Here is a 15007-nt window from a genome sequence, read left to right on the forward strand (position 1 = left end):
TTTTACCTTTAGTGCGGGAGGTTCTTAGACGTGAAGAGCTTGCCACCGGAACTAGATATTATTTTAAAAGCGAAGGCGGCTCGCTCAGAATGAGAGGGGGATGGAGCTTTTAACGTAGAGGCGCCCTTTGCCTCGCAGGAAGAAGCTAAGCCACCGACCATTCTTGCCGCCGGAGCTAGATATACTTAAAAGCGAAGACGGCTCGCTCAGCTCTGACCAGCTAAGGTTCTTTCGCACACAAGGCGCTTCTTTGCCTTTTGTGCGGAAGGTTCTTAGATGCGAAGAGCTTGCCTCCGGAGCTAGATATACCTAAAAGTAAAGACGGCTCGCCCCACTCTTCATCTATTTTCGAAAAAAACCCGCTCTATGTAGCGAGTTTTACTTATCTTTGTTTTGTAGGTACAGCATGACAATGACGGCAACGCGGTTCATATGACTCTGAAGCTCCAACTAAAATAATTGGATCATCAAAAGAAGCTGGTTCATCATCAATTAAACGCTGTGTACGACTTGCTGGAGATCCGCATACAGAACAAACTGCTTGCAGCTTCGTTACATACTCGGCAATCGCCATCAGCTGAGGAACTTGTCCAAATGGTAGACCACGGAAATCTTGGTCTAAACCGGCTACAATGACACGATAGCCACGATTTGCCAATATTTGCACCACTTCCACAATGTCCCCATCAAAGAATTGCACCTCATCAATTGCAATAACGTCCATTTCTTCTGTTATATGATTAAATATATCTTTTGAAGCTGAAACAGGAACTGCTTTTACCTTTAATCCATTATGTGATACAACATCTTCTTCACTATAACGATTATCAATACATGGTTTAAATACAATTGCATGTTGCTTTGCAAATTGTGTACGGCGTATGCGGCGGATGAGCTCTTCTGATTTTCCAGAAAACATACTCCCGCAAATCACTTCAATCCAACCGTTTTGATTTATTAAGTACATGGAGCTCTCCTTTCAGCTACTTTTTTATCCAAAGTAGGGTAAAGGTTTAATATTTTCGCAAAAAAAACAGACAAGCGAATAGATACACTTGCCTGTTTTATGTTTTTTATTACTTAAGACCGTATTTCTTATTGAAGCGGTCAACACGTCCGTCTGCAGTAGCAAACTTCTGACGTCCAGTGTAGAATGGGTGAGAATCAGAACTGATCTCAACTTTTAGTAATGGATAAGTGTTTCCATCTTCCCACTCAACCGTTTCGCTAGATCCTTTAGTAGATCCGCTTAAGAATTTGAAGCCTGTGTTTGTGTCCATGAATACAACTTTCTTGTAATCCGGATGAATTCCTGCTTTCATTCTTTTCATCTCCTTCCGCCCTGAATCATTTTCGAAACAGAGTTTTTCATCTTTAGCTGCAATCACAACTATAATGATGAAACACATATGATGAAATTATAACAAGGCTAACTTCATTTTGCAACTACCTGTTTTTGTCTTTTTAAAATAAAAACGCAAGCGGCTCGTTCAGCTCCGACCGGCTAAGGTTCTCTCACAAAAAAGCATGAAAAAACTCGCTTAGCATAAAAATAAGCGAGTCATCACCGTTTCCCTTTACTTCGTTGTTACATATCTTTTGGAATCTGCAACAATGTTTTGTAAAAATTCTTCATTTGTTTTCGTTTGACGCAGCTTGCGTAAGAAACTTTCAACGAAGTCTGGTGTATCACGCATTGTTTTGCGAATACCCCATAGCTTGTCTAAATGTTCTTTCGGAATTAATAGATCTTCTTTACGCGTACCAGAACGGCGAATATCAATCGCTGGGAAGATACGACGCTCAGCTAACGAACGATCTAAATGAAGTTCCATATTACCTGTTCCTTTAAACTCTTCATAAATCACATCATCCATACGAGATCCTGTATCAACAAGTGCCGTTGCCAAAATTGTTAAGCTACCGCCTTCTTCAATGTTACGAGCTGCCCCAAAGAATCGCTTTGGTCTATGGAATGCAGCTGGATCAATACCACCTGACAATGTACGTCCACTTGGTGGAATAACGAGGTTGTAAGCACGCGCTAAACGGGTAATACTATCCATTAAAATGATAACGTCTTTTTTATGTTCTACAAGACGCATCGCACGTTCTAATACAAGTTCAGCTACTTTAATATGATTTTCTGGAACTTCATCGAAAGTAGAGCTTACAACATCACCTTTAACGGAACGTTCGATATCAGTTACTTCCTCTGGACGTTCGTCGATTAAAAGTACGATTAATTCTGCTTCTGGATGGTTCGTTGTGATACTATGAGCAATTTCTTTTAATAGTATCGTTTTACCAGCCTTTGGAGGCGCAACAATTAAACCACGTTGTCCAAATCCAACTGGTGCAATTAAATCCATGATGCGTGTTGATAGCTTCTTCGGCTCCGTCTCCAATTTCATTTGACGATTTGGATATAACGGTGTTAATGCAGGGAAATGCACACGCTCTTTTGCAGATTCTGGGTCATCCCCATTTACTGCTTCAACCTGTAGCAATCCAAAATAGCGTTCATTTTCTTTCGGCGGGCGTACTTTACCAGAAACCTTATCTCCATTACGCAAATCAAAACGACGAATTTGCGAAGCTGAAATATAAATATCTTCTGAGCTTGGAGAATAGTTGATTGGACGTAGGAACCCAAATCCTTCTGATTGAATAATTTCGAGTACACCTTCCATAAAGAAGAAACCTTCTTTTTCTGCACGAGCTTTTAATATAGCAAAAATTAACTCTTTCTTTGTTAATTTGCTGTAATACGAAATCTTAAATTCTTTCGCAAGCTCATATAACTCTTTTAACTTCATGTTTTCTAATGCTGCAATTGACAAATTCATTCAGACACCACACTTTAACGTTATTCTCTTTTCACATGGGTAAAGGGAAAATATACGGAAGGCAAATACATAATAATGAAAGGCAATAAGTTCAAGTAGGGTAATATTCACTATTGTAACCCTTTTGTCTAGTTTTAATCAATACGTTGTAACACAAATACAAGAAGCGAAGACAAGAAAAGTTGTCTCCGCTTTTATATCGCTTCCGTTTCTCTCTATTTATAGCATGTGGATAAGGGCTAGATCAGAGCTGATTAAGCCACCTCCGCTTTTTATTACAATCCAGTTCCAGCAGCTAGAATGGCCGGTGGCTTCGCGTCTTCCTACGAGGCAAAAAGCGCCTCTTCGTCAGAAGCTCCATCCCCCTCCCATTCTGAACGAGCTGCTTCCACTTTTTATTTAATAACCAAATTCGGTTTTTTGTTTAAGCTATGACGTCCGTCGACGAAACGAACTGTACCGGATTTTGCACGCATAACAAGAGATTCTGTTGTACCAACGCTGCCTTTAAATTGAACACCGCGTAGTAATTCTCCATCTGTTACACCTGTTGCTGCAAAGATCGCATCGTCACCTTTCACTAAGTCTTCCATACGAAGAATACGATTTATATCTTCAATGCCCATTTTTTTGCAACGAGCTAACTCTGCTTCGTTTTGAGGAAGAAGCTTCCCGTGAATTTCTCCACCTAAGCATTTTAATGCAACTGCTGCAAGAACGCCTTCAGGTGCACCACCAGAACCGAATAAAATATCAACACCTGTACGATCAAATGCTGTATTAATCGCTCCAGCTACATCGCCATCATTAATCAATTTAATACGAGCGCCAGCTTTACGAATTTCTTCAATAATCGCTTGGTGACGTGGTCGGTTTAGAACTGTTGCAACAACATCTTCAATATCTTTATTCTTTGCCTTTGCAACGGCACGTAAGTTATCAATAATAGGTGCGTCAATATCAACTGCACCAACCGCTTCTGGTCCAACCGCAATTTTATCCATGTACATGTCAGGAGCATGTAACAAATTACCATGATCCGCAATCGCAATAACAGCAAGTGCATTCCAGCCCCCAGCTGCCACGATATTTGTTCCTTCTAACGGATCAACTGCAACATCGACACGTGGGCCGTATCCCGTACCTAATTTCTCCCCGATGTATAGCATTGGCGCTTCATCCATTTCTCCTTCGCCAATTACAACTGTACCTTTCATCGGAATTGTATCGAATACATCACGCATTGCTGATGTTGCTGCACCATCAGCCTCATCTTTCTTTCCGCGTCCCATCCAACGCGCTGATGATAATGCTGCAGCCTCTGTTACACGTACTAACTCCATAGATAAACTTCTTTCCAAAATAATCCCTCTCCTTTAAGTCTTAATATTTATGCCGTATTTTGTGAACCGTTTCTTTCTATAAAGTGTCGCTTCCGTCAGCAGTGACTCTTCGTCCCCCATTAACGGAAGCACCACCACTTCATCTTTATTTTTGCAATAACAAGCAAAAAACACATTGCTATCAATCATTGCACCTTATGCATTTTTCATTTCTTCAATCTCTTGCTGCGTCATTTGTTCTCGCCAAATGTTTGCACCAAGACCTTTAAGCTTGTCTACTATATTTTCATAGCCTCGGTCAATATGTTCGAGCCCTGTCACTTCTGTAATTCCGTCAGCCATTAATCCTGCAATTACAAGTGCAGCACCTGCTCGTAAGTCGCTCGCTTTTACCTTTGCTCCTTGTAACGGCACAGGCCCTGTCACAATAGCCGAACGGCCTTCTACCTTAATTTGCGCATTCATCCGGCGCAATTCATCAATATGTTTAAAACGAGCACCGTAAATTGTATCTGTTACAACTCCTGTTCCATGCGCCTTTGTTAAAAGAGTTGTAAAAGGTTGCTGCAAATCTGTTGGAAATCCCGGATACACAAGTGTTTTTATATCGACTATCTTTAACTTACGATCCCCATTTACTGTAATTTGATCATCGTTCGTCTCGACTTGTACACCAGCTTCTCGTAATTTTGCAGTGATTGACTCTAAATGTTGCGGGATTACATTATCAACTGTTACTTCTCCACCAGACGCCGCTCCTAAAATCATATACGTACCCGCTTCAATTCGGTCTGGAATAATAGAATGGTGGCATCCGTGCAGAGAATTCACACCATCAATACGAATCACATCTGTACCAGCACCTTTAATTCTCGCTCCCATACTTGTTAGTAACGTCGCCACATCAATAATTTCTGGTTCTTTCGCAGCATTTTCAATCACTGTTCTACCTTTTGCACGCACAGCTGCTAGCATAATGTTAATTGTTGCTCCTACACTAACAACATCTAAATAAATACGAGCTCCTCGTAATTCATCCGCTCTTAAATAGATTGCACCTTGCTCATTTGTCACATGTGCACCTAATGCTTCAAATCCTTTAATGTGCTGATCGATTGGTCTTGGTCCTAAGTGACATCCACCAGGAAGCCCAATTACAGCTTTTTTAAAACGGCCAAGCATAGCGCCCATCAAGTAATAAGAAGCACGTAATTTTTTTACCTTCCCATTTGGCAAGGGCATCGCAACCATTTTGGAAGGATTAACTGTCATCTCTTCCTCCTGACCATACGTTACAACTCCTCCAATTTCCTCTAATAGGTCCCCTAACATCTTCACATCTGAAATGTTAGGTACACCACCGATGGTAACTGGAGTATCAGCTAAAATGGTCGCTGGAATTAGAGCAACCGCACTGTTCTTTGCACCGCTCACGCGAATTGATCCATTTAAAGGTCGTCCACCTTCAATCAGCAACTTTTCCATGTTGAGCTCCCTTCTTGTGAATGTATTTACTTTCAGTTTCTCCTTCTAATAAGGAAAACAGAAAGCCTTTCCTTAAGAATCTCATTCGTTCAGCAAACTATCAACAAAAATATTCTTTTCTTTCTTCCCTGGCCTGAACTTAACAAGCAGTAAGACCTCACCTAAAAATAGTTATACTTTAAGTGAGTAGATGAAGACTAACTGCCTGTCAAGATTTGTTCATCGATTGCTCTAGATACGTTATTACATTTATTAATAGGACTATGCACATTATGTTCCACTTTTATATTGAAAAGGAGTAGAGAACTCCCTTCACATATAGATAATACGAAGAAATGTAGAAATTTAATTAATCTTAAGATTTGTTCACGCTTTCATTATACAACGAAAGGAAACCGTCTAAAAGAGTAGACGGTTTCCAAAACGGAATTTTATTCTTACGCTTTACCGTTAGAACCGAATTCGCGAATTTTACCAATAACAGTTGCTTTGATAGCTTCGCGGCCAGGTCCGATAAATTTACGAGGATCGTAAACTTCTTGGTCTTTGTTTAATACTTCACGAACAGCTTTTGTAAACTCGATTTGGTTCTCAGTGTTTACGTTGATTTTTGAAGTACCTAAAGAAATAGCTTTTGTGATGTCAGCAGTTGGGATACCAGTACCACCGTGAAGTACTAAAGGTACACCAGTGAAGTCACGAACTTGTTCCATTTCTTTAAATCCTAAGTTAGGCTCACCTTTGTAAGGACCGTGTACAGAACCTAAAGCTGGAGCTAGGCAATCGATACCTGTTGCTTCAACAAGGTGTTTACACTCTTCAGGATCAGCGTAGATAACGCCTTCAGCGATTACGTCGTCTTCTTGTCCGCCAACTGTTCCAAGCTCAGCTTCTACAGATACGTTACGAGCGTGTGCGTATTCTACTACTTTTTTAGTAGTTTCAACGTTTTCTTCGAATGGGTGGTGAGAAGCGTCGATCATTACAGATGTGAAACCTGCATCGATTGCTTCTTTACATTTTTCGAAGCTTGAACCATGGTCAAGGTGAATCGCTACAGGAACAGTGATGTTCATTTCTTCGATTAAAGCTTTAACCATAGCTACAACTGTTTTGAAACCAGTCATATGACGAGCTGCACCCTCAGATACACCTAAGATTACAGGAGATTTTTCTTCTTCCGCAGCAGCTAAGATAGCTTGAGTCCACTCTAAGTTGTTCATGTTGAATTGACCAACTGCGTATTTTCCTTCTAGTGCTTTGTTTAGCATTTCTTTCATGGAAACTAAAGGCATGGTGAATCCTCCTAAAAAACGTTTTTTGTATCCGATAAGTTCTTATCGCTGGTAGTATGACCAGAATAAGGTAAAACATGTATATTTACATACCGGACTTTTTTCTACACTCAATAGGATAACAACTTGTACTCAAAAACTCAACTGTATTCACCTGCTCATCAGTCCATGTAAACGCTTTTTTTCATATTTTTTATAAAAAATTCATTTTTTAAGCCTCTACAGCGATTTCATTTCGTACCGCTTGACGAATTTCATCAATATCAAATGGCTTAGCAAAGTGCATTAAAGCTCCTAAATCTTTCGCTTCTTGAATCATATCAAGCTCTCCATAAGCAGTCATTAAAATAACTTTAATATCTTCATTAATTTCTTTTACATGTTTTAAAATCTCTATACCATCCATACCTGGAATTTTCATATCTAAGATAACTAAATCTGGATTATCCTTTTTCACGATATCTAAAGCTTGAAATCCATTTGCTGCTTGAAACGTTTGATAACCTTCTTTTTGGAACACTTCATGCAATAAAACACGAATGCCATATTGATCATCAACGATTAAAATTTTCCCTTCCATAATCCCCAACCTTTCTATAGTAAATACAAGATTAAAAGCTTCTTATATCTATATCGATATTTATTTTCGCTATTCATCACCAAATTCCTTCCTATTCTTTCTTATTTTACCGCCTACTATTTTGTTATGCTAGCCCTATTACTTCGCCTTTCTGAAAAAATAGGCTATAATGAAAGCCGCCCTAACATACTCGAAAGGAGCAACACGATGTTAAAAATTTTTTCTACTCAACTGAGCGGCTATTTCACAAGAATTTCTCAAAAAGAAGAGATGAACATAGAAGATAGTGCCCGTCTACTTGCCCAAGCGTTAGTTGGTGATGGCATCGTCTATTTACACGGTACAAAAGAAATGGAAGGCGTTGTTTCAGAAGCATTGCACGGCGCAGAGCCACTAAAACAAGCAAAGCGCTTAATAGAAAATGGTAATCAAGCAGAGGTTACCTCCGCAGACCGCGTACTTCTTATCAGTCGTTTTTCAACAGATGAAAATATCATTTCATTGGCGAAAGGGCTGCAAGAAGAAGGGCACTCCATTGTTGGTATTTCAGCTATCCAAAATAGCGAAATCTCGCTAGAGCAATTCACAGATGTACATATTGATACAAAATTGCTCAAAGGTTTAATCCCCGATGATGAAGGTAACCGTTATGGATTCCCAAGTTTAATCTTATCTCTATTTGCTTATCACGGATTAAAATTTACAATTGATGAAATAATAAACGAATATGAGTAAAGGAAAAAGGCGTCCAAATTTGGACGCCTTTTTATTACTTGCTTTCTTTGTTCGTAATAGAAGCTTTTACGAAATCATGGAACAATGGTTGTGGACGATTTGGACGAGATACAAGTTCTGGGTGGAACTGTGCTGCCACGAACCAAGGGTGATCTTGTAATTCAATGATTTCTACTAAGCGACCATCTGGGCTTGTACCAGAGAAGATGAAGCCTGCGTTTTCCATGTCTTGACGGAATTGGTTGTTGAACTCATAACGATGACGATGACGCTCATATACAACCGGCTCGTTATACGCATTGTAAGCATTTGTTTCTGGCGTAAGCTTACATGGGTATAGACCAAGACGAAGTGTGCCACCTAAGTCTTCTACATCTTTTTGTTCTGGTAATAAATCGATAATTGCGTAAGGTGTGTCAGGATTAATTTCAGAAGAGTTAGCACCTTCTAATCCTACTACGTTACGTGCAAATTCGATTGATGCAAGTTGCATCCCTAAGCAAATTCCTAAGAATGGAACTTTATTTTCACGTGCATATTGAATTGCAACGATTTTTCCTTCTACACCGCGATCGCCGAAGCCACCTGGTACTAGGATACCGTCTGTGTCACCAACTAATTCTTGTACGTTTTCTGCTGTTACGTGCTCAGCGTTTACCCATTTCACTTCTACATCTGTATCAAATGAATAACCTGCATGGCGAAGTGCTTCTACAACAGAGATGTATGCATCTTGAAGCTCTACATATTTACCAACAAGAGCAATTTTTGTTTTCTTAGAAAGGTTACGTACTTTTTCTACTAATGCTGTCCACTCTGTCATATCCGCAGCTGGATTATCTAGTTTTAAGTGATCGCAAACGATTTGGTCCATATTTTGCTCTTGAAGAGATAATGGAACCGCATATAAAGTATCTGCATCGCGCGCTTCGATAACTGCTTTTGTATCGATGTCACAGAATAATGCAAGCTTGTCTTTCATATCTTGAGAAACAGGCATTTCTGTACGAACAACGATAATATTTGGCTGGATACCTAAGCTACGGAGTTCTTTAACGCTATGTTGCGTTGGTTTTGTTTTCATTTCACCCGCTGCTTTTAAGTACGGGATTAATGTACAGTGAATGTACATTACGTTGTCACGACCAATATCGCTCTTAATTTGGCGAATTGCTTCTAGGAATGGTAGAGACTCGATGTCACCAACAGTTCCCCCGATTTCTGTAATAACAACGTCCGCATTTGTTTCACGGCCTGAACGATATACACGTTCTTTAATTTCATTTGTAATGTGAGGAATAACTTGAACTGTTCCTCCTAAATATTCACCACGACGCTCTTTTTGAAGAACAGAAGAGTAAATTTTACCTGTTGTTACGTTGCTGTATTTGTTTAAGTTAATATCAATGAAACGCTCATAGTGACCAAGGTCTAAGTCTGTTTCTGCGCCATCATCTGTTACGAATACCTCACCGTGTTGGTATGGGCTCATTGTCCCTGGGTCTACGTTAATGTATGGGTCAAACTTTTGAATTGTTACGTTTAAACCACGATTTTTTAAAAGTCTTCCAAGAGAAGCTGCTGTAATCCCTTTCCCTAAAGAAGATACTACACCGCCTGTTACGAAAATATACTTAGTCATGAAAGTACTCCCTTCTACTTTGTTGTTATATAATCACCGTTGCAAAGCGCAACGTATGTAGATAACACGTATCTATCTTATTGTTAGACTCTTTTTATTTTCTAAACAAAAAACAAAAAAGAAAATTGCTCCCCTCATCACCAAAAGTAATAAGTAGGGAGCAATTTTCTTTTATATTTACACTTTAAAAGTATTATCGTCCTGTTTTAAAGAGCCCAAAAATGATTCTACATGGACGATAATGAAAAGTCAAGAACTACAGTTCTTCCTCTTCTGTTTCATCATACTCGAGTTCTTCGTCAGCGAATTCTTCTTCCTCTTCTTCTTCTAAATCATCAAGATCATCGTCGTCCTCAAGAACCTCGTCCAAATCTTCTACATCATCGTCATCGCTGTCGTCTTCACTATCGAAGTCGTCTTCGTCTTCTTCAATGTAGTCATCAAAATCTTCTTCCTCTTCAACCTTACGTTTTTTCTTAGGCTTTGGTTGAGGTAAGATTTCTTCATCGATTTGCTCATATGGGTACCAGCTGCGTAATCCCCAACGGTTTTCTCCTAAATTGATGAAACGTCCATCAATGTTTAAATCTGTATAGAATTGTGCGATCTTCGCAGCAACTTGCTCTTGAGATAGTCCCAGCACTTGAGCGATTTCTTGAACTAAATCCTGGAATGACGTTGCTTGTCTTTTATCCTCTAAAACACTATGTACAACTTCAATCATGGAAAATTCTTTTAGCTCTTCTGGTGAATATTGCTTAAAATCCACTTATGCGGCACTTCCTTTCTTAAAATATAATCCTATATATAACGGCCTGTTTAAAAAAATCCATACTATTCATTATAAACAAAACTCCAACAAATATGCTACAAAAAAAAACGGGAAACTTTTATGAGGAATCGATAAAAGTGATTACAGACTATTATTTACGAGATTAACCTGTAGAGACTATATAAATTCATTGTGATTTTTCGACATGTAAGTCACTGTTATGAGGAACTAAAGGTAACCTGCATTCGTTTCCTCTCTCTGTTTTCACTTGGGATGAGGCAGAAAGGTAATCTGACCGCTTCTATGCTCAGACGGACGCTCTCTCCCACCTAAAAAAGGTTGTTTTTATATTTATATAGCTTTTTATTTCGGCACCATATGTGCTCCATGTAAGACATACCGAATTTGCATTTCTGTATATTCCTCTAACGTATACAGTTTTTGCAAAGCCCAGCGTCTAAATCCCCACATTTGTCCTTGAATGAAAATATTATGAGCGAGCAGCTGTATTTCCTTTTTCATTAATGTAAATGTTCCATTTTTCGTGCACTGTTCTAAAATATTTTCAAACATCCCCACCATTTGAAACTCTTTTTCTAGCACATACGGAAGAGATTCTTTCGGTAAAAAGCGAACTTCTTGATACATAATCAACACTTCTTCTTGCAATTCATCCATTACTTTAAAGTAATTTGTTATCGCCACTCTTAAACTTTCAACGCTCCCTATCTCTGTGCATACCACTTCTTCTAGTCGCTCTTTTACATGTTCATAAATACTATCGCATACTAAATACAACACATCATCTTTCGTACGGATATATTCGTAAAGTGTCCCAATGCTGAACCCGGCAGCTTTTGCAATTTCCCTCGTCGTTGTACGAGGAAATCCCTTTTGCTTAAAAAGCTGCACAGCTCCTTTAATCATCTGCTCGCGCCTTAGTGCAACCAACTTCTCATCTTTTACAGACGCATGCACATTATGCTTAACCATCCTCTTCACCTCTCTCTAACATTTGGAAGGAAAAAGCGTAGGAAAATCCCTACGCTTTTTCTCTTATTTCGTTAACATACGAGAAATTACAAGTCTTTGAATCTCTTGTGTTCCCTCATAAATTTGCGTAATCTTTGCATCGCGCATAAAGCGTTCTACCGGGTAATCTTTCGTATAACCGTAACCACCAAATACTTGCACTGCTTCAGTCGTTACTTTCATCGCTGTATCCCCAGCAAACACCTTCGACATCGCTGATTCTTTTCCGTATGGAAGTCCTTCTGATTCTAGCCAAGCAGCTTGATATGTTAATAGGCGCGCTGCCTCTACATTTGTCGCCATATCCGCCAATTTAAAACCAATTCCTTGCTGGGCGGCAATTGGCTTCCCAAACTGATGCCGTTCTCTCGCATACTCCACAGAAGCATCTAAAGCTCCTTGCGCGATACCAACAGCCTGCGCCGCAATGCCATTACGTCCACCGTCTAATGTTTGCATTGCAATTTTGAAACCTTGTCCTTCTTCGCCAAGTAAATTCTCAGCAGGAATACGGCAGTCTTCAAACATGATTTCTGTTGTTGGTGAAGAGCGGATTCCAAGCTTACTCTCTTTCTTACCAACTGAAAATCCTGGTGCATCACTTTCTACAATGAATGCACTTGTACCGCGCTGCTTTGATTCTGGATCAGTCAATGCGAAGACAACATAAATATCAGCTATACCACCGTTTGTAATAAAAATCTTGGAACCATTTAAAATGTAATGGTCTCCATCACGCTTCGCCGTCGTTCTCATTCCACCCGCATCTGAACCAGAACCTGGTTCCGTTAAGCCGTATGCACCAATTTTCTTTCCTTCCGCCATCGGACGTAAAAATTTTTGCTTTTGTTCCTCTGTTCCAAATTTAAAAATAGGCCAGCCAGCAAGCGAAGTATGAGCAGATAACGTGACACCTGTAGAAGCGCAAACACGAGATAACTCTTCTACAGCAATCACATATGCTAAGTAATCGCTTCCAATCCCGCCGTATTCTTCAGGCCACGGAATCCCTGTTAAACCAAGGTCTGCCATTTGATCAAATAAAGCGCGGTCAAATCGTTCTTCTTCATCGCGTTCTGCCGCTGTCGGTGCCACTTCATTTCTCGCAAAATCTCGAACCATTTTTCTTATCATTTCATGTTCTTCTGATAATTTGAAATGCATGTTTTCTTCCTCCCCACTCTCTTCCCTCTCCTATAGTGCGCGGCTAATAACAAGCCGCTGTATTTCACTCGTTCCCTCATAAATCTCACAAATTTTCGCATCACGGAAAAATCTCTCAACTGGATAATCTTTCGTATAACCATAACCACCAAATACTTGCACCGCTTCAATTGCGACATCCACCGCCGTTTTCGAAGCGAATAGCTTTGCGATAGATGCTTCCTTTCCGCACGGAAGTCCTTGTGCTCTAAGCGATGCCGCTCTATATACAAGTAACCTTGCCGCTTCTACGTTCGTAGCCATATCCGCTAGTTTAAAGCCAAGTCCTTGCTGCGCGGCAATCGGCTTTCCAAATTGCTGACGCTCCTTCGCATAATCCACTGCACACGCTAGCGCTGCCTCGGCGATTCCGAGTGCCTGTGCTCCAATACCAATACGGCCAACATCTAAATTCGCCATCGCTACTTTAAAACCTTGTCCTTCTTCGCCAAGCAGATTTTCTGCTGGCACTTTCATATCTTCAAATGTTAGCTGCACTGTACGAGATCCAAGCAGTCCCATCTTATGTTCATCTTTCCCAACGATTAATCCTGGTGTATCTTTCTCTACAATAAACGCGGAAATCCCACTTTTCCCTGCATCTGGATTCGTAGAAGCAAATACGATATATGTATCCGCCTCGCCTCCATTTGTAATAAATACTTTTGATCCGTTAATGACATAGTGGTCACCTTGCTTTACAGCCTTTGATTTTAAGCTACCTGCATCTGAACCTGCATTCGGCTCCGTTAAAGCAAATGCCCCTAAATATTCACCCGTTGCTAGTTTGGAAACATATTTTTGCTTTTGTTCTTCTGTTCCAAAATATAAAATAGGGTTTGTTCCAACCGATGTATGTACCGCCAAAATAACACCAATTGTCGCACTCACCTTTGATAATTCTTCGATAGCTAAAATGTAAGAAATGAAATCCATTTCTGCACCGCCATATTTCGCTGGTGCTGGAATTCCCATAAGTCCAAGCTCACCCATTTTCGTCAAAATCTCTCTAGGAAACACCCCTTGTTCCATACTTGGAACAAAGGGAGCAATTTCCTTTTGTGCAAAATCTCGAACCATCTTCCTCATCATTTGCTGCTCTTCTGTAAAATGAAAATTCATATGCCCCGCCTCCATTTGCTATATATCTTTTTCAATCACCTGGTAAGACCACTACTTTGTAAAAAAAGAGGGAGACCTACCTTGCCTTGCTTCTTATTCGTATACGTAGAAGCCGCGACCTGTTTTTCGTCCTAGCCAACCAGCATTTACATACTTACGTAATAATGGACATGGACGATACTTACTATCTCCTAGTCCTTCATGCAGAACTTCCATAATGTATAAACACGTATCTAAACCGATAAAATCCGCTAACGTTAGTGGTCCCATCGGATGATTCATACCGAGCTTCATTACTTCATCAATTGCTTCTTTCGTTGCTACACCTTCATATAGCGTATAAACCGCTTCATTGATCATCGGTAATAAAATACGGTTAGAAACAAATCCAGGGAAGTCATTCACTTCAACAGGTACTTTTCCAATTTTCTTTGTAATATCTTCAATTGTTTCGTATACTGCATCGTCTGTTGCAAGTCCGCGGATAATTTCAACAAGTTTCATAACCGGAACCGGATTCATAAAGTGCATACCAATTACTTTCTCTGGACGCTTTGTTACCGCTGCGATTTCCGTAATTGGTAAAGAAGAGGTATTTGTCGCCAAAATTGCATGTTCTGGTGCAATTTCATCTAAATTCGCGAAAATTTTCTTTTTAATATCCATTTTTTCAACAGCTGCCTCGATGACAAGATCTGCTTCTTTTACACAATCTAATTCAAGCGTTGCTGTAAGACGATTTAAAGTCGATTCTTTAACGTCTTCATCCATGCGGCCTTTTTCTACTTGCCTAGCTAAATTTTTCGTAATAATGGATAATCCCCGATCTAATTGTTCTTGCTTCAAATCTTGCATATACACGTTATATCCTGCCATTGCACAAACCTGTGCAATGCCGGAACCCATTTGCCCAGCGCCAATTACAACAATTTTTTGTACACTCATTTTT

The 15007-nt window shown here is 39.8% G+C and carries 15 protein-coding genes; 1 reads left to right on the plus strand and 14 read right to left on the minus strand.

The features are described from left to right. Positions 1-382 precede the first annotated feature (382 nt). From Y7E_RS0122920 to spo0F, 8 genes are all read right to left on the minus strand, one after another. Positions 383-967, minus strand: a complete 585-nt coding sequence (locus tag Y7E_RS0122920; protein WP_017153572.1) for a thymidine kinase — start codon at positions 965-967, stop codon at positions 383-385. A 109-nt stretch (positions 968-1076) separates the two neighbouring features. Beyond that, positions 1077-1322 (minus strand): type B 50S ribosomal protein L31, encoded by a 246-nt coding sequence (locus tag Y7E_RS0122925; protein WP_000643436.1) that lies wholly within the window; start codon positions 1320-1322, stop codon positions 1077-1079. Positions 1323-1577: 255 nt separating this feature from the next. Then, complete coding sequence (gene rho / locus Y7E_RS0122930; RefSeq protein ID WP_017153573.1) at positions 1578-2849, minus strand: transcription termination factor Rho; 1272 nt, start codon at positions 2847-2849, stop codon at positions 1578-1580. Positions 2850-3244: 395 nt separating this feature from the next. Beyond that, positions 3245-4210, minus strand: coding sequence for a class II fructose-bisphosphatase (gene glpX / locus Y7E_RS0122940; RefSeq protein ID WP_003209232.1), 966 nt, complete (start codon positions 4208-4210; stop codon positions 3245-3247). A 15-nt stretch (positions 4211-4225) separates the two neighbouring features. Beyond that, positions 4226-4381: a hypothetical protein gene (locus tag Y7E_RS34570; protein WP_237741410.1), complete on the minus strand. Its 156-nt coding sequence runs from the start codon at positions 4379-4381 to the stop codon at positions 4226-4228. A 6-nt stretch (positions 4382-4387) separates the two neighbouring features. Further along, positions 4388-5677 carry a UDP-N-acetylglucosamine 1-carboxyvinyltransferase gene (murA, locus tag Y7E_RS0122945; protein WP_017153574.1) on the minus strand — a complete coding sequence of 430 codons (1290 nt, stop codon included), beginning with the start codon at positions 5675-5677 and terminating at the stop codon, positions 4388-4390. A 437-nt stretch (positions 5678-6114) separates the two neighbouring features. After that, complete coding sequence (locus tag Y7E_RS0122950) at positions 6115-6972, minus strand: class II fructose-bisphosphate aldolase (RefSeq protein ID WP_017153575.1); 858 nt, start codon at positions 6970-6972, stop codon at positions 6115-6117. Between the two features lie 211 nt (positions 6973-7183). Further along, the gene (spo0F, locus tag Y7E_RS0122955) at positions 7184-7552 is read right to left on the minus strand and encodes a sporulation initiation phosphotransferase Spo0F (protein WP_000398590.1); all 369 of its coding nucleotides are present in this window, start codon (positions 7550-7552) and stop codon (positions 7184-7186) included. A 207-nt stretch (positions 7553-7759) separates the two neighbouring features. On the opposite strand from spo0F, the gene Y7E_RS0122960 reads away from it, so the two are divergent. Further along, entirely contained in the window at positions 7760-8287 is a 528-nt protein-coding gene (locus Y7E_RS0122960) for a DUF2529 domain-containing protein (RefSeq protein WP_017153576.1), read from the plus strand. A 34-nt stretch (positions 8288-8321) separates the two neighbouring features. On the opposite strand, the gene pyrG is transcribed toward Y7E_RS0122960, so the two are convergent. From pyrG to Y7E_RS33890, 6 genes are all read right to left on the minus strand, one after another. Next, a complete protein-coding gene (gene pyrG / locus Y7E_RS0122965; protein WP_017153577.1) occupies positions 8322-9929 on the minus strand; it encodes a CTP synthase in 1608 nt (535 codons plus the stop codon). A gap of 256 nt (positions 9930-10185) precedes the next feature. Beyond that, positions 10186-10698 (minus strand): DNA-directed RNA polymerase subunit delta, encoded by a 513-nt coding sequence (gene rpoE, locus Y7E_RS0122970; RefSeq protein WP_017153578.1) that lies wholly within the window; start codon positions 10696-10698, stop codon positions 10186-10188. 366 nt (positions 10699-11064) lie between these two features. Further along, a complete protein-coding gene (locus Y7E_RS0122975; RefSeq protein WP_017153579.1) occupies positions 11065-11694 on the minus strand; it encodes a TetR/AcrR family transcriptional regulator in 630 nt (209 codons plus the stop codon). A gap of 63 nt (positions 11695-11757) precedes the next feature. Beyond that, on the minus strand, positions 11758-12897 hold the full coding sequence (gene acdA / locus Y7E_RS0122980) for an acyl-CoA dehydrogenase AcdA (RefSeq protein ID WP_017153580.1): 1140 nt from the start codon (positions 12895-12897) through the stop codon (positions 11758-11760). Positions 12898-12927: 30 nt separating this feature from the next. After that, positions 12928-14058, minus strand: a complete 1131-nt coding sequence (locus Y7E_RS0122985; protein WP_017153581.1) for an acyl-CoA dehydrogenase — start codon at positions 14056-14058, stop codon at positions 12928-12930. A gap of 93 nt (positions 14059-14151) precedes the next feature. Then, positions 14152-15003 (minus strand): 3-hydroxybutyryl-CoA dehydrogenase, encoded by an 852-nt coding sequence (locus Y7E_RS33890; protein ID WP_017153582.1) that lies wholly within the window; start codon positions 15001-15003, stop codon positions 14152-14154. Positions 15004-15007: the final 4 nt, after the last annotated feature.

The organism is Bacillus bingmayongensis, from assembly GCF_000299035.1.
Classification (GTDB): Bacteria; Bacillota; Bacilli; order Bacillales; family Bacillaceae_G; genus Bacillus_A; species Bacillus_A bingmayongensis.

What these genes read in the sequence shown, in the direction of transcription:
- Y7E_RS0122985 (WP_017153581.1), bottom strand. Translation starts at nt 14,058, where the DNA reads ATGAATTTTCATTTTACAGAAGAGCAGCAAATGATGAGGAAGATGGTT.
- Y7E_RS33890 (WP_017153582.1), bottom strand. Translation starts at nt 15,003, where the DNA reads ATGAGTGTACAAAAAATTGTTGTAATTGGCGCTGGGCAAATGGGTTCC.
- Y7E_RS0122925 (WP_000643436.1), bottom strand. Translation starts at nt 1,322, where the DNA reads ATGAAAGCAGGAATTCATCCGGATTACAAGAAAGTTGTATTCATGGAC.
- Y7E_RS0122950 (WP_017153575.1), bottom strand. Translation starts at nt 6,972, where the DNA reads ATGCCTTTAGTTTCCATGAAAGAAATGCTAAACAAAGCACTAGAAGGA.
- Y7E_RS0122975 (WP_017153579.1), bottom strand. Translation starts at nt 11,694, where the DNA reads ATGGTTAAGCATAATGTGCATGCGTCTGTAAAAGATGAGAAGTTGGTT.
- Y7E_RS0122920 (WP_017153572.1), bottom strand. Translation starts at nt 967, where the DNA reads ATGTACTTAATAAATCAAAACGGTTGGATTGAAGTGATTTGCGGGAGT.
- spo0F (WP_000398590.1), bottom strand. Translation starts at nt 7,552, where the DNA reads ATGGAAGGGAAAATTTTAATCGTTGATGATCAATATGGCATTCGTGTT.
- rho (WP_017153573.1), bottom strand. Translation starts at nt 2,849, where the DNA reads ATGAATTTGTCAATTGCAGCATTAGAAAACATGAAGTTAAAAGAGTTA.
- acdA (WP_017153580.1), bottom strand. Translation starts at nt 12,897, where the DNA reads ATGCATTTCAAATTATCAGAAGAACATGAAATGATAAGAAAAATGGTT.
- murA (WP_017153574.1), bottom strand. Translation starts at nt 5,677, where the DNA reads ATGGAAAAGTTGCTGATTGAAGGTGGACGACCTTTAAATGGATCAATT.
- Y7E_RS0122960 (WP_017153576.1), top strand. Translation starts at nt 7,760, where the DNA reads ATGTTAAAAATTTTTTCTACTCAACTGAGCGGCTATTTCACAAGAATT.
- Y7E_RS34570 (WP_237741410.1), bottom strand. Translation starts at nt 4,381, where the DNA reads ATGATTGATAGCAATGTGTTTTTTGCTTGTTATTGCAAAAATAAAGAT.
- pyrG (WP_017153577.1), bottom strand. Translation starts at nt 9,929, where the DNA reads ATGACTAAGTATATTTTCGTAACAGGCGGTGTAGTATCTTCTTTAGGG.